15 protein-coding genes and 12 tRNA genes are annotated in these 18,728 nt (G+C 48.2%); 14 read left to right on the top strand and 13 right to left on the bottom strand.

Going from position 1 to position 18,728, the window contains the following annotated elements; genetic code table 11:
* Positions 1–440 precede the first annotated feature (440 nt).
* Together LZP69_RS09630 and LZP69_RS09635 are read left to right on the top strand one after the other, a co-directional pair.
* Entirely contained in the window at positions 441–674 is a 234-nt protein-coding gene (locus LZP69_RS09630) for a hypothetical protein (RefSeq protein WP_234200175.1), read from the top strand.
* A 38-nt stretch (positions 675–712) separates the two neighbouring features.
* Positions 713–862, top strand: coding sequence for a hypothetical protein (locus LZP69_RS09635; protein WP_234200176.1), 150 nt, complete (start codon positions 713–715; stop codon positions 860–862).
* Between the two features lie 247 nt (positions 863–1,109).
* Here the strand turns inward: LZP69_RS09635 and LZP69_RS09640 are convergent, their stop codons facing one another.
* Positions 1,110–2,000 carry a LysR family transcriptional regulator gene (locus LZP69_RS09640; RefSeq protein ID WP_234200177.1) on the bottom strand — a complete coding sequence of 297 codons (891 nt, stop codon included), beginning with the start codon at positions 1,998–2,000 and terminating at the stop codon, positions 1,110–1,112.
* A gap of 141 nt (positions 2,001–2,141) precedes the next feature.
* Between LZP69_RS09640 and LZP69_RS09645 the strand changes: the two genes are divergently transcribed.
* The gene (locus LZP69_RS09645; protein ID WP_234200179.1) at positions 2,142–3,353 is read left to right on the top strand and encodes an MFS transporter; all 1,212 of its coding nucleotides are present in this window, start codon (positions 2,142–2,144) and stop codon (positions 3,351–3,353) included.
* 62 nt (positions 3,354–3,415) lie between these two features.
* Here LZP69_RS09645 and LZP69_RS09650 read toward each other — a convergent pair whose 3' ends face one another.
* From LZP69_RS09650 to LZP69_RS09690, 9 genes are all read right to left on the bottom strand, one after another.
* Positions 3,416–4,813: a TRAP transporter large permease gene (locus LZP69_RS09650; protein WP_234200181.1), complete on the bottom strand. Its 1,398-nt coding sequence runs from the start codon at positions 4,811–4,813 to the stop codon at positions 3,416–3,418.
* Positions 4,813–5,451, bottom strand: coding sequence for a TRAP transporter small permease (locus LZP69_RS09655; protein WP_234200182.1), 639 nt, complete (start codon positions 5,449–5,451; stop codon positions 4,813–4,815). The genes LZP69_RS09650 and LZP69_RS09655 overlap by 1 nt, the downstream gene beginning before the upstream one ends.
* Positions 5,452–5,531: 80 nt before the next feature.
* Entirely contained in the window at positions 5,532–6,548 is a 1,017-nt protein-coding gene (locus LZP69_RS09660) for a TRAP transporter substrate-binding protein (protein ID WP_234200183.1), read from the bottom strand.
* Between the two features lie 352 nt (positions 6,549–6,900).
* Entirely contained in the window at positions 6,901–7,128 is a 228-nt protein-coding gene (locus tag LZP69_RS09665) for a hypothetical protein (protein WP_234200189.1), read from the bottom strand.
* A gap of 128 nt (positions 7,129–7,256) precedes the next feature.
* Positions 7,257–7,332: transfer RNA gene (locus LZP69_RS09670), tRNA-Val, on the bottom strand.
* 34 nt (positions 7,333–7,366) lie between these two features.
* Positions 7,367–7,442 (bottom strand) — tRNA-Val (locus tag LZP69_RS09675).
* Positions 7,443–7,480: 38 nt separating this feature from the next.
* Positions 7,481–7,556: transfer RNA gene (locus LZP69_RS09680), tRNA-Val, on the bottom strand.
* Between the two features lie 52 nt (positions 7,557–7,608).
* Positions 7,609–7,684, bottom strand: a tRNA-Val gene (locus LZP69_RS09685).
* Between the two features lie 44 nt (positions 7,685–7,728).
* Positions 7,729–7,804 (bottom strand) — tRNA-Val (locus LZP69_RS09690).
* Between the two features lie 400 nt (positions 7,805–8,204).
* On the opposite strand from LZP69_RS09690, the gene gltX reads away from it, so the two are divergent.
* From gltX to LZP69_RS09730, 8 genes are all read left to right on the top strand, one after another.
* On the top strand, positions 8,205–9,626 hold the full coding sequence (gene gltX, locus LZP69_RS09695; protein ID WP_234200191.1) for a glutamate--tRNA ligase: 1,422 nt from the start codon (positions 8,205–8,207) through the stop codon (positions 9,624–9,626).
* Positions 9,627–9,730: 104 nt separating this feature from the next.
* Positions 9,731–9,806 (top strand) — tRNA-Ala (locus tag LZP69_RS09700).
* Between the two features lie 93 nt (positions 9,807–9,899).
* A tRNA-Glu gene (locus LZP69_RS09705) sits at positions 9,900–9,975 on the top strand.
* Positions 9,976–10,084: 109 nt separating this feature from the next.
* Positions 10,085–10,160 (top strand) — tRNA-Glu (locus LZP69_RS09710).
* Positions 10,161–10,269: 109 nt separating this feature from the next.
* A tRNA-Glu gene (locus LZP69_RS09715) sits at positions 10,270–10,345 on the top strand.
* Positions 10,346–10,456: 111 nt separating this feature from the next.
* Positions 10,457–10,532, top strand: a tRNA-Glu gene (locus tag LZP69_RS09720).
* Positions 10,533–10,840: 308 nt separating this feature from the next.
* Positions 10,841–10,916, top strand: a tRNA-Glu gene (locus tag LZP69_RS09725).
* A 43-nt stretch (positions 10,917–10,959) separates the two neighbouring features.
* Positions 10,960–11,035 (top strand) — tRNA-Ala (locus tag LZP69_RS09730).
* Positions 11,036–11,141: 106 nt separating this feature from the next.
* Here the strand turns inward: LZP69_RS09730 and LZP69_RS09735 are convergent.
* A complete protein-coding gene (locus LZP69_RS09735) occupies positions 11,142–11,855 on the bottom strand; it encodes a tRNA (adenine(22)-N(1))-methyltransferase (protein ID WP_234200192.1) in 714 nt (237 codons plus the stop codon).
* A 188-nt stretch (positions 11,856–12,043) separates the two neighbouring features.
* Positions 12,044–13,873 carry an ABC transporter ATP-binding protein gene (locus tag LZP69_RS09740; RefSeq protein ID WP_234200194.1) on the bottom strand — a complete coding sequence of 610 codons (1,830 nt, stop codon included), beginning with the start codon at positions 13,871–13,873 and terminating at the stop codon, positions 12,044–12,046.
* Between the two features lie 198 nt (positions 13,874–14,071).
* On the opposite strand from LZP69_RS09740, the gene LZP69_RS09745 reads away from it, so the two are divergent.
* Together LZP69_RS09745 and LZP69_RS09750 are read left to right on the top strand one after the other, a co-directional pair.
* A complete protein-coding gene (locus tag LZP69_RS09745) occupies positions 14,072–15,658 on the top strand; it encodes a DNA-3-methyladenine glycosylase 2 family protein (RefSeq protein ID WP_234200196.1) in 1,587 nt (528 codons plus the stop codon).
* Positions 15,655–16,221, top strand: coding sequence for a methylated-DNA--[protein]-cysteine S-methyltransferase (locus LZP69_RS09750; protein ID WP_326490260.1), 567 nt, complete (start codon positions 15,655–15,657; stop codon positions 16,219–16,221). The genes LZP69_RS09745 and LZP69_RS09750 overlap by 4 nt, the downstream gene beginning before the upstream one ends.
* Positions 16,222–16,271: 50 nt before the next feature.
* Here LZP69_RS09750 and LZP69_RS09755 read toward each other — a convergent pair whose 3' ends face one another.
* Entirely contained in the window at positions 16,272–17,126 is an 855-nt protein-coding gene (locus LZP69_RS09755; protein ID WP_234200200.1) for a pirin family protein, read from the bottom strand.
* 294 nt (positions 17,127–17,420) lie between these two features.
* Here LZP69_RS09755 and LZP69_RS09760 point away from each other — a divergent pair, with 294 nt between their 5' ends.
* Positions 17,421–18,692, top strand: a complete 1,272-nt coding sequence (locus LZP69_RS09760) for a DEAD/DEAH box helicase (RefSeq protein WP_442800677.1) — start codon at positions 17,421–17,423, stop codon at positions 18,690–18,692.
* The last annotated feature ends 36 nt before the right edge of the window (positions 18,693–18,728 follow it).

The following is an 18,728-nucleotide window of genomic DNA, read 5'->3' on the forward strand; positions in this document are numbered from 1 at the left end:
GCGCAGCTTCTAATTTGAACTCTGCACTGAATGTCGGTCTTGTGTTCTTCATTTCTACCACCTTTTTTCTGGAAGTGAGTCTATCACTTCGTCTATTCAGGTGGCCAAATTCACTATGCCACTACAACCAGACACTGGGTAAATATACAGTCATATCCTATTGCGCTAGTTTTTTGGGGTTTTGAGAGCAATATCCGTGCGCGTTTTTCCAATTGAAATAATTTTAAGTTATTTAAAATCAGCATGATACAAACTACAAAGATTAGATAATAGGTTTGGAAAACGCGCATGCGCGTTTTTCCAGATGGTATATTTATCAAAATGCTGATAAGTTCATTTTATACAGATAGTTAACTGTGCGCGTTTTCACTGGTCCAACGAGGTAAACGCGCATGCGCACTAATAAAATGTTATATGCAGAAAAGATAGGAGTGCTATCCATGAAAATAGTTGTTGATTCCCAAGGGCGGGAAATAGGTAACTTTGATGGAAATCTAGTCAAAGATTCACATGGTAAAGTCATTTACTGGATCTCAGACGAAGATGTGTTCGCCCCAAACGAGTATGCAGATGAAGACTTACACGCTTTTAACAAAGGGCAGTTTTCAAAAATTGGAGAATATGACGGGGGTCTATGCACCTCCAATAATGAAGTGATTTTTGAAATAAAATAAATCTACAGTTATTAAGATTTTTAAAAGCAGGAGCAGTGATGAAAAATTGGTACAAGAAAATGACTAAAGGCCAAAAAATCTTTGTCTACTTGGTGTCCATGGCTTTGGTCTTGGTTTATGGGATTGGCTTGTTGCCCTTAGCCATACTTATTTACTTACAACTGGGTGAAGGTGGAGCAGAGGAATAGCATATAACAATTTGCTGTTGTCGCCACTATCGTGGCTGGGACTGCCTACGCTTCGCTTCGGCAGCCCCAAAGCAAGGCGTTAGCCCATAGAAATTCTTATCTGAAATTCGCCTGATACAGCCGAAGTCCTAACAAGCTTTTGTCCAGAAATGAGTTACAACTAGTATGATACTTTAATACTCAGTTGTATCTCGTTTCGGTCTTGGTAGTAGCAATTAGTATGAAACTTTATTCCTCTCCCACAAGGTCAGACGTTTTTCATCAAAAAGTCTACGAACGCCCGGTCGGCAATGCCTACCGGGCGTTCTTTATTCCAGGCGATATGAAGATCCAGATACACAGCAGGCTCGAAGGGCAGGGCGAGTATGCTGTCGCGCTTTTCAATCACCATTTCCAGCACACTGGTAATGGCATAACCCTGGGAAACCACTTGTTTTATCAAGTTAATCAGGTTGGTTTCAAAGGCGATATTGGTGTTGAGCCCTAACGCTTTGGCCTTAGCCAACATCCATTCGCGGTGAAAATAGCCCGGCTTAAACATGACGAGTTCATGTTCAAAAAACTGCTCTAGGGTGACGCTTTGCTGTTGTGCCAGTGGATGTTCTTCACCTACGGCAACCACCATCTGTTCCCTTAATAGCAGGTGGCTATCAAAGTTAGGCTGCAGATCTTGACTTGTGATGATCGCAATATCCACCTCTTCATTTTGCAGCATTCGCAGACTGTCGCGGGTGCCGCCTTCAAACAGCGAGAGTTTAAGCTCTGGATAATGGTGTCGAAAAGCCATCAGCCTCGATGGTAGGTAATAGGAGCCGAGCATGCCGGGAACCGCGATACGAACCTCTCCCATGGTGAGATTGGCCATGGATTTAATTTGGGCCTCGGCCTGTTTGAGCTGTTTGAGGATCAACTTGGCGTGTTGATGCAGCGCCTGTCCTTCCGCGGTTAGGGTCAGGCGGTTGCCATCCTGACCTCGAAAGTGGCGATTACGGTTGATCAGGGTAACCCCAAGATGGGCTTCTAATCGCTTGATGCTTTGACTCAAGGCGGGCTGAGCGATATTCAATTGCTTCGCCGCAAGGGTAAAGCTGCCTTTTGTTGCCAGGGCATCAAAATGTTTTAGCTGTTTGGTATCCATAATACCTCGGCATCAATCGGCTAGGAGCAAGGAGATGTCCATAATTAAAAAGTATGGACATAATAAATATAATCTATTTTTGTTATGGTAATATCGGTGCTAATCTTTGTCTATTGGGTGTAACTAATTTAAGTAAGACAGATGAGCGAGCAGCAATTACAAACACGTTTGATATGGGGATTGTCCATCGCATCCGTGGTTATCTATATCAATCTCTATCTCGTGCAAGGCATGCTGCCCTTGATTGCCGCGAGCTTTAATGTGCTGCCGGCCCATGCCACACTGCTGCTCTCTGTCACCAGTTTCTCGATGGCATTTTCACTGCTTGTTTACGCCACACTTTCTGACAAAATTGGCCGCCGTCTGCCCCTGCTCTGGAGCTTAGGCCTACTGATTCTTGTCGATCTCATGCTGATTTTTGTCCGTGACTTTAGCGCGTTGATGTTGGTGCGATTAATCCAGGGAGGATTACTGGCCGCGGTGCCGGCTATTGCCATGGCTTATTTTAAAGACATGTTAAACAAATCAGTGCTGCTTAAAGCTGGTGCCATCTACATAGGTGCTAACAGTTTAGGGGGTATTGTCGGCCGCTTGCTTGGCGGCGCTATGACCCAATATCTTGAATGGACTCAGGCGATGATCTTGCTAAGTGCCATCACAGCTTTAGGCGTGTTTGTTGCGATGGGACTGCTGCCTAATCGTGATAAGGTGCGTAGCGATCGTACAGAGAAGCTGAGATTCGATAAGCAAGATCTGAAAGGCTTCTGGCTGCATTTGAGCGATATGGCCATGATCAGGCTATATCTGCTTGGTGGACTCGCTTTTATGGTGATGGTGAACCAGTTTAGTTTTATTCAGTTGCATTTGATACAGGCACCATTTCATTGGGGGAAATTTGAGGTCACCTTGATCTTCCTCTGTTACCTAAGCGGGACTTACGCCTCGTTTCGTTCGGCAAAATGGGTCTATCGCTTCGGTCGGCAAAGTCTGTTTGTGGTATCGAGTCTCATGATGTGTATTGGGAGCACTGTGACTCTGTTTGATACCACCAGTGCCATTATCTTTGGTTTTCTCTTATCCAGCTTTGGTTTCTTCACATTCCATAGTGTGTGTAACGCCTGGGTGGCTCAGCGTGCTCAGCAGCACAGGGCTAAGGCAACGGCACTCTATCTTTGCAGTTATTATCTGGGAGCTGCACTTGGTGGCCCTTATCTGATGCCATTTTGGCATCAATGGGGCTGGAGTGGAGTGGTCGGCGGCAGTATGTTGATCTTATCAGCCTTGGTTATACTGGTGACTTTTATGAGGCGACGCGCTAAGCGCCACCCCCCATTACTGATGTCAGAACACTAATGGTTCCTATGTGATCTCAGTGATGTCCAAGCGCAATTTATTAATTGCTATCAATAAATAGCTTAGTAACCACTTAGTTTATCGATATATTCCGGCAGGAATAGTGATATTTGTGGAATGTAAGTGATCAATCCTAGGAAGAATAGCAACAGGACTAACCAAGGCAGACAGGAGTGGATCACCCAGCCGATACTGCGCCCTGTGATGCCGGAAGTCACAAACAGATTTAATCCCACCGGCGGCGTAAGCATGCCTATCTCCATGTTAACCACCATAATGATCCCAAGGTGAATGGGGTCGATCCCAAGCTGAACCGCAATAGGGAACAATATGGGTGCCATGATCAGCAAGATAGCCGAAGGCTCCATGAAGTTGCCCGCAGCCAGCAGCAGTAAGTTGACTATGATGAGAAAGCCCCATACCGGCAGCCCCATACCGACTATGGCTTCGGCGATAATATGAGGGATCCGCTCAGTGGTGAGAACGTGGGCGAACAACATGGCATTAGCGATAATAAACAGCAACATGATACTCACTTTGGCGCCATCTCTGACGACAGAGCGGATCTCTTTATCAGTAGGTGTTTTGATAATACCAATCAGCATAAAACTGATGTTTCTCAACACGGCTCTGTAAAGCGGCTCTTTGGGTTTCTTCCAGGGCACATTTTTCAGCGGGCCGATATCGCGATAACCTAAAATAGCGACCAGATAAGCATAAACACAGGCAACGGCTGCGGCCTCGGTTGGGCTGGCTACACCGCCATAGATAGAGCCAAGTACGATGAAGATCAGGGCTATCCCACCTAAGGCTTTGGCACTGGATTTGACTAAGACTCCCATGCCGGGAAAGGGGCGGGAAGGCAGATTTTTGATGCGCGCCACGATATAGATGGCGATCATTAACAGCAGTCCCATCATCAAACCTGGGATGAGCCCCGCCATAAACATTCTGGCCGCCGATACCTCGGTGGCAGCGGCGTAGACCAGCATCACGATTGAGGGAGGAATGAGGATCCCCAGAGTGCCAGAGGTGGTGATCACCCCAGCAGCAAATTTCTCAGGGTAACCGGCGCTGACCATACCCACTATTACGATAGAGCCGATGGCAGCCACTGTGGCGGGCGATGAACCGGACACGGCGGCAAACAGCATACAGGCCAATACCGAGGCCATGGCTAGGCCGCCGCGAATATGGCCTACGCTGTCCATGGCAAAATCGATAATGCGCCGTGCGACACCGCCGGTCGATAAAAATGCCGATGACAGAATGAAGAATGGGATCGCGAGCAGGGTGTAATGCTCTGAAGTGGAGGCGTAAAGTTTCAGTGCGATAGAGGCCAGTGAATCATCGGAGAAGAGTAAAATCGTGAGCATGCTGGAAAAGCCAAGGGCAATGGCGATCGGCATGCCGATGATCATGCAAAAAAACAGCGTGATAAATAGCGTCGCTATGGTCATTATTTATCTCCCAGGTTTTTGTCGTTTGTTGTATCAGGGGTTTCATCAATAAGGTGCAGGCTCTCTTTGGCTTCGTCAGCCAGATAAAAACCATCCATCTGATTTCGCAAAATGGCGATACCTAACTCGATTAAGCGCCAGGTCAGCATTAAAAACCCGATGAGCAGGATAGATTGTGATAACCAGAGGGGTATGGCTGGATCTTCGCTATCGATTCGAAACAGTTCCCAGGCTTGATCGGCATCGAGCAGATTGACGATAAAGTGTGGCACATCGAGATCTTCCATGGGCACGCCAATTTGGTACATCTTGGCGAGGTAGTCCCAGCTACCGATTAAAAACATGATGCAATAGATGATGCAGATGGTGACGGCCAAAAGTGCCGTATATTTACGTCCCTTTGGCGGTAATTTGCTGACAAAGGCATCGACGCCAATATGAGCACCGACTTTGACTCCATACGACATGCCAAAGAGTACAAACCAACCGCAAAGGGTAAGGGTTAATTCCTGGATCCACAGAAAGCCGGTATTAAAAAAAAATCGTGCAATGACTTCGACAAACACCAGTATCGTCATGGCAGAAATTAAGCTGTTTAAGATCCCTTCTTCTAAATGAGATAATAGACGAGAAGTCATCGCCCCTCCTTAGGTAGGCAGAGATTAACCGAGGGGCAATCTCTGCCTTTTATTATTATGTTTGCAGATCAGTTATCTTATTAATTAGCGGCAACGGCGGCATCAATCAGATCTTTGCCTATTTGCTCTTCAAATTGTGCCCAAACCGGCTTCATGGCTTCAACCCATTCGGCGCGCTGCCCGTCGGTCAGGTAAGTAATTTTTGAGCGTTTCGAGTCGATAATGGCTTGTTTATCCAGGTCGCTCTTCTCTGCAGCAATTTTATTGCCTAAGGCGACCGATTCATCCAATGCGGCTTTTATCACTTCGCGATCATCGATGGGCAGTGACATCCAGAAGGTGCTGGAGGTGACTATCATGTAGTCGAGAACGCCGTGGTTACTCTCGGTGATATCACTTTGAACCTCAAAGAACTTCTTGGAATAGATGTTAGACCAAGTGTTTTCCTGACCATCGATCGCACGGGTTTGCAGTAGGGTAAAGACCTCAGAGAAAGGCTTTTTCACCGGAATAGCATCGACTGCCTGGAACTGAGCAGCTAACACGTCCGATGCCATGATACGAAACTTCTTACCATCGGCATCTTTAGGTACGATTAAAGGACTGCTGGCAGAGAACTGCTTCATCCCATTGTGAAGATAACCTAAACCGACGATCCCTTTTCGTTCCATTGAGTTCAGCAATGATTGGCCCGCTTCACTCTGTTGAAAACGATCGACGGCGGCCATGTCTTTGAAGAGGAAAGGGAGATCGAATAGCTGCAGTTTCTTGGTGTAACGCTCAAATTTGGACAGGGAAGGGGCCACAAACTGCACATCGTTAAGCAGGAGGGCGGAGAGTTCATTATTATCGCCAAAGAGCTGGGAGTTGGGGAACACACTGACGGTATATTTGCCCGGCAGGCGTTTTTCTACCAGCTCTTTAAATTTAAGTGCCATTTGGCCTTTTGGGGTATTTTCAGCAACGACATGGGAAAACTTAAGTTCAGTAGGCTCTGCAAACGCGCTGAAGCTGCAACTAAATAGGCTTGCTAACGCTGTTATTTTAAGGACTCGCTTTATCGCCTTGAGTTGGTGACAGGTGGTGAGCAAATTCATTTTTTTATTCCTTATATGGTGAATCCATCGGCTTTTAGAGCCAGCTTGGGACACTAAATTGGTTTAACCCATTAGAAGTATAGGAAAAGAATTACAATTTACCGCAAGTTTATCTCTTATCCATTAGTCATATATGGCGGATATGGATATTGATGCTAGGAAGGCAAAGTGTCTTTGAGGGAAAGCTGAGGGAAGCGCCAAAGATAGCAGCGAAATGGTGCAGAATAGTCAAGGAGAAACCGACAAGCGAAAATGAGTCGATAAACTGGTGAGTCAAAATGAACCGAGATGAGGCGAGCTCATTGTCACCTCACTTAACTGTCACCTCACATACTTCATTGCGACTTGAGCGTCACTTCATGGGCTCAATTCGTTTCATGGCTGAATCGGTCGGCAATAGCTCTAAATGCCCTTGGGCATCAAAGTACCAACCAGAAATGAACCCTTTCTGGCGCATGGCAACTAGGTTGCGCATCACCTCTTTGGCTTCAACCAAGGCCTGCTGCTCATCACACTCATGGGTGAGTTTTAGATAGGCCGCAATGCTGGCAAGCGAGGCAGATTGAGAAACGTTGGCCATAACTGACCTCAAAATTTAGCAGGGAATATGTGAAGAATAGTCGAGCGTAACGGAACTGCACGGCACAAAAACGGGCTGGCTAGGCTAAATAATTCTAAGGAAAATTTGGATAAGAAAAAGGAGAAATATGGTGGTCGCTACTGGGCTCGAACCAGTGACCCCCTCCTTGTAAGGGAGGTGCTCTCCCAGCTGAGCTAAGCGACCTGGGATAATTCAATTTGTTCAACTACATAAGATATGGTGGTCGCTACTGGGCTCGAACCAGTGACCCCCTCCTTGTAAGGGAGGTGCTCTCCCAGCTGAGCTAAGCGACCTGGGATATAGTTGATTGCGATATTCTCTCTCGTTGAGATGGTGGTCGCTACTGGGCTCGAACCAGTGACCCCCTCCTTGTAAGGGAGGTGCTCTCCCAGCTGAGCTAAGCGACCTGGGAATATCTCACAACATCATCTGAAATCTATCCAACCAATCGATAATATATGGTGGTCGCTACTGGGCTCGAACCAGTGACCCCCTCCTTGTAAGGGAGGTGCTCTCCCAGCTGAGCTAAGCGACCTGGGATATTCCAAATTGTACAGCCATAACGCTTTATTAAAGCTATGGTGGTCGCTACTGGGCTCGAACCAGTGACCCCCTCCTTGTAAGGGAGGTGCTCTCCCAGCTGAGCTAAGCGACCTCTGCTGTGTGGAGCCGTATTATAGGGGGGAACGATCGACTGTCAACGGTTTTTTCGATAAAAGCTTATGTCTGATTCAAATTTGTGCGGATCGCATTAATGTTAAACAAACATGGTGGACTTTGCCTTTGCAAAAACCTCTTACCAGGATCGCTAGGTTCCAGTGGCGGGCAATTTACTCTACATAAATCAAAAACTAATTCGTCAAGTATGGGATGGAAGTAGACGCTTGGCAGGCTTGTGAAAGCGTTTAGGAAGCTATGAAAGAGGGCTGGTTTGTGATGTGACAGCTGAAATAGTGGAGAGTATTTTCTCTTCTTCTGTTTGGCTGTTAGAATAGCGGCCACTTTTATCGTTTTGTCTACCACTTAGACTTTTGAAAATAGGTTAGTGTCCCACTATGGCAACTAATAAATTAGTTAAGACGCGTTTTGCGCCAAGCCCCACAGGTTTCCTACACGTAGGAGGCGCTCGTACAGCACTCTATTCATGGCTTTATGCTCGCGCAAATCAGGGCGAATTTGTTTTACGTATCGAAGATACCGATATTGAACGTTCAACCCCCGAAGCTTGTGAAGCGATCTTAGAAGGTATGCAGTGGCTGGGATTGAATTGGGACGAGGGTCCTTATTACCAGACCAAGCGATTCGATCGTTACAACGAGATCATTGCGCAGATGCTGGAGCAGGGCACTGCCTATAAGTGTTACTGTAGCCGTGAACGTATTGAGGCGATGCGTGAAGAGCAAGCCGCAAAAGGTGAGCAACAAAAATATGATGGTTGCTGCCGTGATAAAGCGCCGCGTGACACAGCTGAGCCTTATGTGATCCGTTTTAAAAACCCGACTGAAGGCAGTGTGGTGTTTGACGACCATGTTCGCGGTCGAATAGAGATCAGTAACAGCCTGCTTGATGACTTAATTATTGCTCGCACTGACGGTACACCAACCTACAACTTCTGCGTAGTGGTTGATGATTGGGATATGGGGATCACTTGCGTGGTGCGTGGTGAAGACCATATCAACAACACTCCTCGTCAGATCAATATCCTTAAGGCACTCGGAGCCCCTGTGCCTGAATATGCGCACGTAGCGATGATCTTAGGTGACGATGGTGCCAAGTTGTCTAAACGTCATGGCGCGGTAGGGGTTATGCAGTATCGTGACGACGGTTACCTACCTGAAGCCTTGTTGAACTACTTAGTGCGTCTGGGCTGGTCACATGGGGATCAAGAGGTGTTCTCAATCGATGAGATGAAGCAACTCTTCAAGCTTGATGACATCAATAAAGCGGCTTCTGCATTCAATACAGAAAAATTGATCTGGTTGAATCAGCATTATATGAAGGAGCTGGCGCCAGAATATGTGGCTAAGCACCTTGAGTGGCATATGGCCGATCAGAACATAGATATCAGCAATGGCCCCGCGTTAGCCAATGTGGTTTCTGCATTAGCTGAGCGTGCTAAGACCTTAAAAGAGCTAGCAGCATCGAGCCGCTATTTCTATGAAGACTTTGCTGAATTTGAAGAAGTGGCGGCCAAGAAGCACCTTAGAGGTGTAGCAAAAGAGCCTCTTGAATTAGTACAGCAAAAATTGGCCGCTTTGCCTGAGTGGACATTAGAAGCGATTCATAAAGCAATTGAAGATACCGCTGCCGAGCTCGAAGTGGGTATGGGTAAAGTGGGAATGCCGCTGCGTGTCGCTGTGACAGGTGCGGGTATGTCTCCAGCTGTCGATTTAACCGTATTTCTCATCGGTAAGGAAGCTTGTGCACAAAGAATATCCAAAGCGATTGAATTTGTAGCAAATAGAATAAATTCCTAAAAAACGAGTTGACACTTTTGGGTGTGCTGCATAGAATGCGCCTCGCAGTTGAGACACGGCTTGGTTCATATTTGCCGCACACTCAAGTGTTTTAAGTTAGAAAAGGGGCCTTAGCTCAGCTGGGAGAGCGCAACACTGGCAGTGTTGAGGTCAGCGGTTCGATCCCGCTAGGCTCCACCATCTAACTCAAAGCGTTAATGTTTCTTCCTTGTGAAGATGGCCTACAAGCATTGACGAGAATTCACTCGATACAGAGTATAACGTATCCTCGGCGTCCCATTCGTCTAGAGGCCTAGGACACCGCCCTTTCACGGCGGTAACAGGGGTTCGAATCCCCTATGGGATACCACTTATTTAAGAGTGGTTGACTGATAAGTTGACGATTCGATAGCGTTAAAGCAATAGCCTACTGGCTTTGACGAGTATTCACTCGATACAGAGTATAAGGTATCAAAAGTGTCCCATTCGTCTAGAGGCCTAGGACACCGCCCTTTCACGGCGGTAACAGGGGTTCGAATCCCCTATGGGATACCACTTATTTAAGAGTGGTTGACTGATAAGTTGACGATTCGATAGCGTTAAAGCAATAGCCTACTGGCTTTGACGAGTATTCACTCGATACAGAGTATAACGTATCAAAAGTGTCCCATTCGTCTAGAGGCCTAGGACACCGCCCTTTCACGGCGGTAACAGGGGTTCGAATCCCCTATGGGATACCACTTATTTAAGAGTGGTTGACTGCATAAGTTAACGATTCGATAGCGTTGATGTTTAGCCTACAGGCATCAATGAGTATTCACTCTCTTACGGAGTCTAAACGTAAGACCGGCGTCCCATTCGTCTAGAGGCCTAGGACACCGCCCTTTCACGGCGGTAACAGGGGTTCGAATCCCCTATGGGATACCACTTATTTATAGAGTGGTTGACTGATAAGTTGACGATTCGATAGCGTTAAAGCAATAGCCTACTGGCTTTGACGAGTATTCACTCGATACAGAGTATAAGGTATCAAAAGTGTCCCATTCGTCTAGAGGCCTAGGACACCGCCCACTTTGGTTTATAAAGAGTCGGCGGTAACAGAGGGTTGAATCCCTCGGGATACCACTTATTTACAGAGTGGTTGACTATTAAGTTGACGATTCGATAGCGTTAAAGCAATAGCCTACTGGCTTTGACGAGTATTCACTCGATACAGAGTATAACGTATCAAAAGTGTCCCATTCGTCTAGAGGCCTAGGACACCGCCCTTTCACGGCGGTAACAGGGGTTCGAATCCCCTATGGGATACCACTTATTTTAAATTCATGTTGATAACGTGAGTTTTACCCAAATTGGGGCCTTAGCTCAGCTGGGAGAGCGCAACACTGGCAGTGTTGAGGTCAGCGGTTCGATCCCGCTAGGCTCCACCATATAAGCGTTGTCCAAACGCTAAAAAGACTACCTAAATGGTAGTCTTTTTTTTTGCCATTTTCTCTAGCTAACAGGTCTGTATCCCAACTACCTTCGGCTTGTTTCTTATTCTTCAGTCAGTGAGATTTGATCTGCAATGGCTCGGTAGGCTTCTAGGCTTGCTTGAGCCTGAACCTTATCGCTATGCACCATCAGTTGGTAATGATTTAAGAGGCGTTTTAAATAGCGCTGGCTTGCCTGTGTTTGAGAATCATCTGCTTGCCACAATGTATTGCCATAAGGCGTAATGGGCTCGCCAGGCGCGTCATTAGAGACAAACAAGACTTCATAAAATCGACCATTCTCCTCAACCAACACCTCCTGCTTCAACGACAGCTTGAGTGTGATGAGTTGTTGTCTTAACTGCAGCGGCGTTTTTACCGGGCATAACAGAAAATCGAGGGCTTTGTTCCCAAAGCCTTGTTGGAGCTGGGTGACAAAGTGGATCATTAAATCTTCCCCAACCCCAGCAAGAATGATCAACTGCCTGCCAGAATATGTATCGAGCGGCAGGGTAGAGACATCCTGGCAATGGGTTTGCCATTGATACTGAGCAGGGGGATAAAAGCGCAACAGTTTGTCATGGACAGATGTGATAAGCGAAGGGACGATATCGACAAAATGGATTGTGGCGCCTGTCTGTTTTAATAATAGATCTGCGCCGAGGAATCCGTGGTCACAGCAGCAATCCCAGATATGATCGTATTTTGTCTGCCCGTCAGGGCTCACTTCATTGATGGCCAAATCGGCCAGTTGTTGCAGGCGCTTACTGAGTTTCACGTTTATATCGATTTGACAAAAAGGCGCACATTGTAATGTGTTTACCCAAGGAGGCGAATGGTTTTTGTGCTGATTTGGGATCGCAAAGCTGTGGTTTGAAATAATTAGGCTGTTCTGCGATAGCTAAGCTGTGAACTCGCCAAGCCCAGGTGTTTAGCTAAGGCTTGGCGGTGAGGATGAAAACGGAATCAATCTATTCCGAGGAAACCACCTGTCTGATGCGCCCAGAGTTGGGCGTAGATACCGCCTTGTTGGATCAGCTCCTGATGGGTACCTTGCTCGACAATTTTGCCTTGGTCCAACACGATCAACCTGTCCATGGCCGCGATGGTCGAAAGACGGTGGGCGATGGCAATCACGGTTTTGCCTGCCATCAATTGATACAGACTCTCCTGAATCGCCGCCTCGATCTCTGAGTCCAGTGCCGATGTGGCTTCATCCAACAACAGGATGGGGGCATTCTTTAATAGCACTCGCGCGATGGCAATGCGTTGGCGTTGTCCACCCGAGAGCTTGACCCCGCGCTCACCGACCTGGGCATCCAGGCCATGATTGCCGTTTGGATCGCTAAGTCCCTTAATAAAGTTGAAGGCCTGAGCCTGTTTTATCGCCTGTTCCAGCTCCTCATCCGTGGCATCGGGCCTGCCGTAGCGGATATTATCCCGAATCGAGCGATGCAGCAGGGAAGTATCTTGAGTCACCATGCCGATATTGGAGCGCAGCGAGTCCTGAGTGACCTCGCGAATATCCTGTCCATCTATGCTGATCGCGCCTTTTTCGACATCATGAAAGCGCATCAGCAGATTGACCAGGGTGGACTTACCCGCGCCGGAGCGTCCAACCAGCCCCACTTTTTCACCCGGCTTGATATTCAGATCCAGATCTGTGATCACGCCACTCTGCTCACCATAATGGAAGCTCACATGGTTGAAATCGATTTTCCCCTGACGAACCTCAAGCTCTGTGGCGTTCGGCTTGTCATTGATGGTTGTGGGTTTGGCTAGGGTGTTCATGCCATCGGCCACAGTGCCTATGTTTTCGAACAGGGCGCTGATCTCCCACATGATCCACTGTGACATACCGTTAAGGCGCAGAGAGAGACTGATTGCCACGGCAATTGCGCCGATTGTGATGGCATTGTCACGCCACAACCAGATAGCAACCGCCGCTATGGTGAAGGCCAGCAGATAGTTGATCACCTGCACGCTGACGTTGATGCCGGTGACCAGGCGCATCTGGCGATACACAGTATCGAGAAAACTGGTCATGCTCTCTTTGGCGTATTCGGCCTCTTTTTGCGTGTGAGAAAACAGTTTTACCGTGGAGATATTGGTGTAACTGTCGACTATACGCCCCGTCATGCTGGAGCGGGCATCGGCCTGTTCGGTAGAGACTTTCTTTAACTTGGGCAGAAAATAGACTTGCAGCGCAACATAAAACACTAACCACACCAGCATGGGCGCCATCAATCTCATGTCAGCATCGGCGATGATCACTAGCATAGACACGAAATAGACCAGAATATACACCAAGACATCCAGCAGCTTAGTCACAGTCTCCCGCACGGCAAGCGAAGTCTGCATCACCTTGGTTGCGATGCGCCCTGCAAAATCATTCTGATAGAAGGCCACGCTCTGCTTCAGCAGATACCTGTGGGCTAACCAACGGATCGACATGGGATAATTCCCGAGCAGTCCTTGGTATACCACCCAGGCATGCAATAACACCAATGCTGGGATCACCACTAACACTAATAATGTCATGGTCAGTAGGGTGTCACCTTGTTCTGCAAACAAGCTTTGCGGCGTATGGTTTGCCAACATATCCACGAGATCGCCCATAAAAGCAAACAATGAGACTTCCAGCACGGCCAATGTCGCGGTTAACACAGACATTAACAACAACGGGATCTCAAACCCCTTAGTATAATGACGACAAAAGGCATAGATCCCTTTCGGTGGCTGGGCAGGATCGCGATCGGGCAGGGCATCGACCCAGGCTTCAAAACGTTTAAACATTCATGTCCTTAATTGATGATACAGGCGAAAGTATAAAGCCAATATCATATAGTAGCTTGGCGTGTTCGCCTAAATCTTAAATTACTCACTGCTGATACTAGGCGGGTTTTCACATTCAGTTCCGTTTTCCGCTAGTATCAGAACCTTACTTGCATTAGAGTTGAGCCAAGGAATGCGGTAAAGATAGGGCACAACTAAATGGGACTTAGAGATAGCTATACACAGGAGCATTTTCGCCGGGCACGCTTGTCCCGGGATAAACGCTTCGATGGCATTTTCTATGTGGGGGTGTACTCTACCGGCATCTATTGCCGTCCTATCTGCCCGGCACCGAGCGCGAAAGAGTCGAATGTCGGTTATTTCCGTTCAGCCTTAGCCGCGGCCAATGCAGGATTGCGGCCCTGCCTGCGTTGTCGCCCCGACAGTGCGCCGCAATCCAATCCCTGGATAGGCACGCAAACCAGCGTCAACCGCGCACTTGCCTTGATTAACGGCGGCGCTTTATCTGGCCCCAATGCCCTTTCTATTGAGGCTCTTGCAGAAAAACTGGGGATCACCAGTCGTTATCTTCGGGATCTGTTTCATCAACACATAGGCGCCTCGCCGAAACAATATGCGCTATATCGACAACTCATGTTCGCCAAGCAACTACTGCATCAGACAAAGATGCCGATCACCGATGTGGCTTTTGCCGCAGGGTTTAACAGCGTCAGGCGTTTTAACGAGTTGTTTCAGCAGCAACTGCAGATGACGCCAAGTTCACTTCGAAAAAGTACCCTTAGAAATAGCGCGATCAGTAAAAGCACAATCAGAAAAAGCGAAGTGTGTCAGAATGCCACCGAAACCCATCTCGGCGACGACCCGGCCAGCCTAAATTTGATCTTGAGTTACCGGCCGCCCTTTAACTGGCCGCATATGCGTGAATTTTATCGTCTGCGTCAGGTTGAGGGCATGGAATGGATTGGCGATGATCATTATGGCCGCAGTTTTCAGTGGCAAGGCGTGACGGGGTATTTCCTTGCCTATCATCTTGAAGACGCTGCCAGTTTCAGGGTCAAAATCGTTCTGAGTGAACCAGAGGAGCTGGTGCATTTAAGTGCCATAGTGGCCAATATCCGCCGGGTATTGGATCTCGATGCCGACTTGGCAGAAGTCGAGCAACGTTTGTCTGATACCGCCCTTAATCTGCCTAGGATCAATTCGGGCGTTCGCATTCCTGGGATCTGGTCGCCTTTCGAGGCGGCATGCCGTGCGGTGCTGGGCCAGCAGGTGAGTGTGACTCAGGCGATAAAGCTGCTCGGCCAGTTGGTTAATGCTTATGGTGAACAGCTCAATATCGAGGGAAAGGCTGTCACTCTGTTTCCCACACCAGATGCAATCGCGGCAGCAAGGCTCGATGAACTTAAGATGCCTGGGATCCGCAAGCAGGCCCTGATTGCCCTGGCAGAGCTGCTGGTGCATAAACCAGAGGCGCAGCTCGAAGAGTGGCTGGAGATCAAAGGCATAGGCCCCTGGACTCTCGACTATGTGCGCCTGCGCGGCCTGAGTCTGCCGGATGTGTTGTTAACTGGGGATCTAGTGGTAAAAAACCAGATACTGAGTCACTTGCCTCAATCACAGCAGATGCAGTGCTGTAGCGAGCCAAAACTGAATGAGAAAAGCCTGGATGAGAAAAGCATTAAGCGCCTCAAGCAAAAAGCCTATATGAGCTATAGTACCGAGCTTGCAAAACAGGTTTCTCCCTGGGGCAGTTATCTGACGTTTCAATTATGGAGTTTACAATGAAAGCCAAAGCCCAAATGCTCTATCGCGCCATGTTTAAGCAGCAGGGGCAGAGCCATTATCAGCCATTGGCCTCTTTATCTCTACAAAGCCCAATTGGCACAATAGTGCTGGCGGCCAATCGCTATGGCTTGACCCACCTGACACTCATGCCTCAGGCACACCATGATTGGCCAGCAAGGGAGATCAGCCTGTTTGCAGGCGATGAGGCCGATAAAGTAGCGGCAAAGGTACATCTTGCGCACGCTAAAGCCGAACTGACCGATTATTTTAGCGGCGTACTCAAGGCGTTTACTGTGCCGCTGGCGCCTGTCGGTACGCCATTTCAGCATCAGGTCTGGCAGGCGTTACTTGCTCAACCCTATGGTCAATATTGCAGTTACAGCGATATCGCCAGCGCCATCGATAATCCCAAGGCGGTGAGGGCGGTAGGCAGTGCCAATGGCGCGAACCACATTGCGATTATTATTCCCTGTCACAGAATCATAGGCAAAAGCGGCACCTTAACCGGTTATGCCTACGGCCTTGATGTGAAGCAAGCCTTGCTAAACTTGGAAGGTGTATAGTCAATTAGCGCAGATTCAAAGAGAGCGGGACAGTACTTGTAGTGGAGCAGTTACTCAGGAAGCGGGATAAACTCATTGTCATCGCCTGGGATGGAAGGGAACTTACCTTCAACCCAACGCTGCTCAGCCTCTTTTAATTTCTCTTGGCTGTAAGCAACAAAATTCCAGCGAAGCATAGGGGCTTTTGTAAACTTTTCGCCGCCGAGTAAGAAGTATCGGCTGTTCTCTAATGTGCAGATACTCTGCTCATCTTGCAGAATGACAAACTGTCCAGCTTCATAGATCTCTTCGCCAATTTGAACCTTACCTGAAATCACATAGCAGGCCGTTTCTGAATCACTGCAAGGGCGCGCAATTTCCGCTCCGGCTTCGGTGATCACATCCAGATAAAACATCGGCGAATAGGTTTTTATCGGGGAGGTATAGCCATAGGCATCGCCAGCAATCAATCGCATCATGACTCTTTCCCTATGGATATAGGGTAATTTCATTCGATTGATGTGCAAAAAGCTAGGTTCTATCTCGGTTTTATCTTTCGGTAGTGCCACCCAGCACTGCAAGCCGTTTAACTTATGGTCGCTTCCTCGGGTTTCAAGTGTTTCCCGTTCAGAATGGACAATGCCTTTGCCTGCTGTCATCCAGTTAACATCGCCGGGACAAATCTCTTGAATATTGCCCAAGCTGTCCCTGTGCAGTATGTTGCCTTCGAGCAAGTAAGTGATGGTTGCTAAGCCGATATGCGGATGAGGCCTTACATTTACGCCATGGCCTGCGGGGAAGTGCGCTGGGCCCATGTGATCGATGAAAACAAATGGCCCTACCATTTTTTGTTTTACGCTGGGGATGATGCGGGAGACAGAAAAGCCACCTAAATCTTTCTTTTGGGGATTGATCAAGAGTGGCATAGTCGCTCCTTTATGAGTTTGATTTATAAGCATACTATTAAATAAAAATAGCGAGCAAATAAAAATAGTGGGCGGATAGAAATCGCGAGCCAATAGACATAGCACGCTTGCAATAGCTAGCCATTGCAAGCGTACAAATGTAGCGCATCATTTAGATTCGTCGTCTATCCCATTTTAGAAATGCTGCAGAGCTTTCTGGGGGCTTTTGCAGTACAATGGCGCCTTAAATGACTTTAGGCACTTTTACCTTATATGACCTTCGACACCCAACCTCATTCAGATCTTCAAGCCGCGATGACAAGCGGGCAAATGGCGTTTGATCAATTGCCGTTAAAACCCGAGTTACAGTCTCGCTTGAGTGAGCTGGGTTATCGCCAACCCACGCCTGTGCAGCAGCAAGCCATTCCGCTGGTGTTAGCCGGTGGCGATCTGCTGGCCGGTGCCAATACTGGCTCGGGTAAGACCGCAGCCTTTGCACTGCCCTTACTGCACAATCTCGTGGGTAAACGTGCCAGCGGCGGCAACTTTGTCAGCGCCTTAGTCTTAGTACCGACCCGGGAGCTGGCACAGCAGGTGGCCGACAGCTTTGTCAGTTACGGTGCTGCGCTCAAGCCTAAACCCAAAGTGCTGGCCGTTTACGGTGGTGTATCGGTTAATATCCAGATGCTGGCGCTGCGCGGCGGCGCCGATATTCTGGTCGCCACCCCCGGCCGCCTGCTGGATCTGGTTTCCAGCAATGCAGTCAAGCTCAATAAAATCCAGGCCCTGGTGCTCGATGAAGCCGACCGCATGTTGAGCTTAGGCTTTACCGAAGAGCTCAATCAGGTGCTGTCACTTCTACCTAAACAGAAGCAGACGCTGCTGTTTTCAGCCACTTTCCCCGAAGAGGTGCAGGCGTTAGCCCGCGGCTTACTGCATCAAGCCTCTGAGATAATGCTGCAAAATGATGACGAGCCGACACTCATCCAGCGGGTGTTTACCGTTAATCATGAGCGTAAAACTGCGTTACTTGCCGAGCTAATCAAGGTCAATGACTGGCAGCAGGTGTTGGTGTTTGCCAGTGCCAAAAACAGCTGTAATCGTCTTGCTCAAAAACTGGCTAAACAGGGGATCACTGCCGAGGTGTTCCACAGTGATAAAGCCCAGGGCGCCCGTAACCGGTTATTGACCGCCTTTAAAAACGGCGAGATCCGTGTGTTAGTGGCAACCGATATTGCGGCGCGTGGTATCGATATCGATAAACTGCCCGTGGTGATTAACTATGAATTACCCCGCAGCCCAGCAGACTATATGCACCGTATTGGTCGCAGTGGCCGCGCTGGCGCCAGTGGCGAAGCCATCACTCTGATATGTCATGAAGATTATCATCACTTTAAAATTATTGAGAAAAAGAACAAGTTTCGTCTGACTCGTGAACAGTACCCGGGTTTTGAAGCCGATGAGCAGGTGCCTGAATCGGCACTCGCCCGCATGGATAAGCCGATGGCGAAACCCGAGGGAACAGGCAAGAAAAAGCGCAAAAAGCTACCTGAAATTAATCAGCAGCTGTGGAGTAAAAAATCTTAGTTTTATCCCGTTTTATTTCTTGTTGAGAGGAAAGCT

The sequence above is a fragment of the Shewanella sp. AS1 genome (genome assembly GCF_021412565.1).
Classification (GTDB): domain Bacteria; phylum Pseudomonadota; class Gammaproteobacteria; order Enterobacterales; family Shewanellaceae; genus Shewanella.

Coding starts and splice junctions, on each gene's coding strand:
- LZP69_RS09630 (WP_234200175.1), top strand. CDS start 441: ATGAAAATAGTTGTTGATTCCCAAGGGCGGGAAATAGGTAACTTTGAT.
- LZP69_RS09635 (WP_234200176.1), top strand. CDS start 713: ATGAAAAATTGGTACAAGAAAATGACTAAAGGCCAAAAAATCTTTGTC.
- LZP69_RS09640 (WP_234200177.1), bottom strand. CDS start 2,000: ATGGATACCAAACAGCTAAAACATTTTGATGCCCTGGCAACAAAAGGC.
- LZP69_RS09645 (WP_234200179.1), top strand. CDS start 2,142: ATGAGCGAGCAGCAATTACAAACACGTTTGATATGGGGATTGTCCATC.
- LZP69_RS09650 (WP_234200181.1), bottom strand. CDS start 4,813: ATGACCATAGCGACGCTATTTATCACGCTGTTTTTTTGCATGATCATC.
- LZP69_RS09655 (WP_234200182.1), bottom strand. CDS start 5,451: ATGACTTCTCGTCTATTATCTCATTTAGAAGAAGGGATCTTAAACAGC.
- LZP69_RS09660 (WP_234200183.1), bottom strand. CDS start 6,548: ATGAATTTGCTCACCACCTGTCACCAACTCAAGGCGATAAAGCGAGTC.
- LZP69_RS09665 (WP_234200189.1), bottom strand. CDS start 7,128: ATGGCCAACGTTTCTCAATCTGCCTCGCTTGCCAGCATTGCGGCCTAT.
- gltX (WP_234200191.1), top strand. CDS start 8,205: ATGGCAACTAATAAATTAGTTAAGACGCGTTTTGCGCCAAGCCCCACA.
- LZP69_RS09740 (WP_234200194.1), bottom strand. CDS start 13,873: ATGTTTAAACGTTTTGAAGCCTGGGTCGATGCCCTGCCCGATCGCGAT.
- LZP69_RS09745 (WP_234200196.1), top strand. CDS start 14,072: ATGGGACTTAGAGATAGCTATACACAGGAGCATTTTCGCCGGGCACGC.
- LZP69_RS09750 (WP_326490260.1), top strand. CDS start 15,655: ATGAAAGCCAAAGCCCAAATGCTCTATCGCGCCATGTTTAAGCAGCAG.
- LZP69_RS09755 (WP_234200200.1), bottom strand. CDS start 17,126: ATGCCACTCTTGATCAATCCCCAAAAGAAAGATTTAGGTGGCTTTTCT.
- LZP69_RS09760 (WP_442800677.1), top strand. CDS start 17,421: ATGACAAGCGGGCAAATGGCGTTTGATCAATTGCCGTTAAAACCCGAG.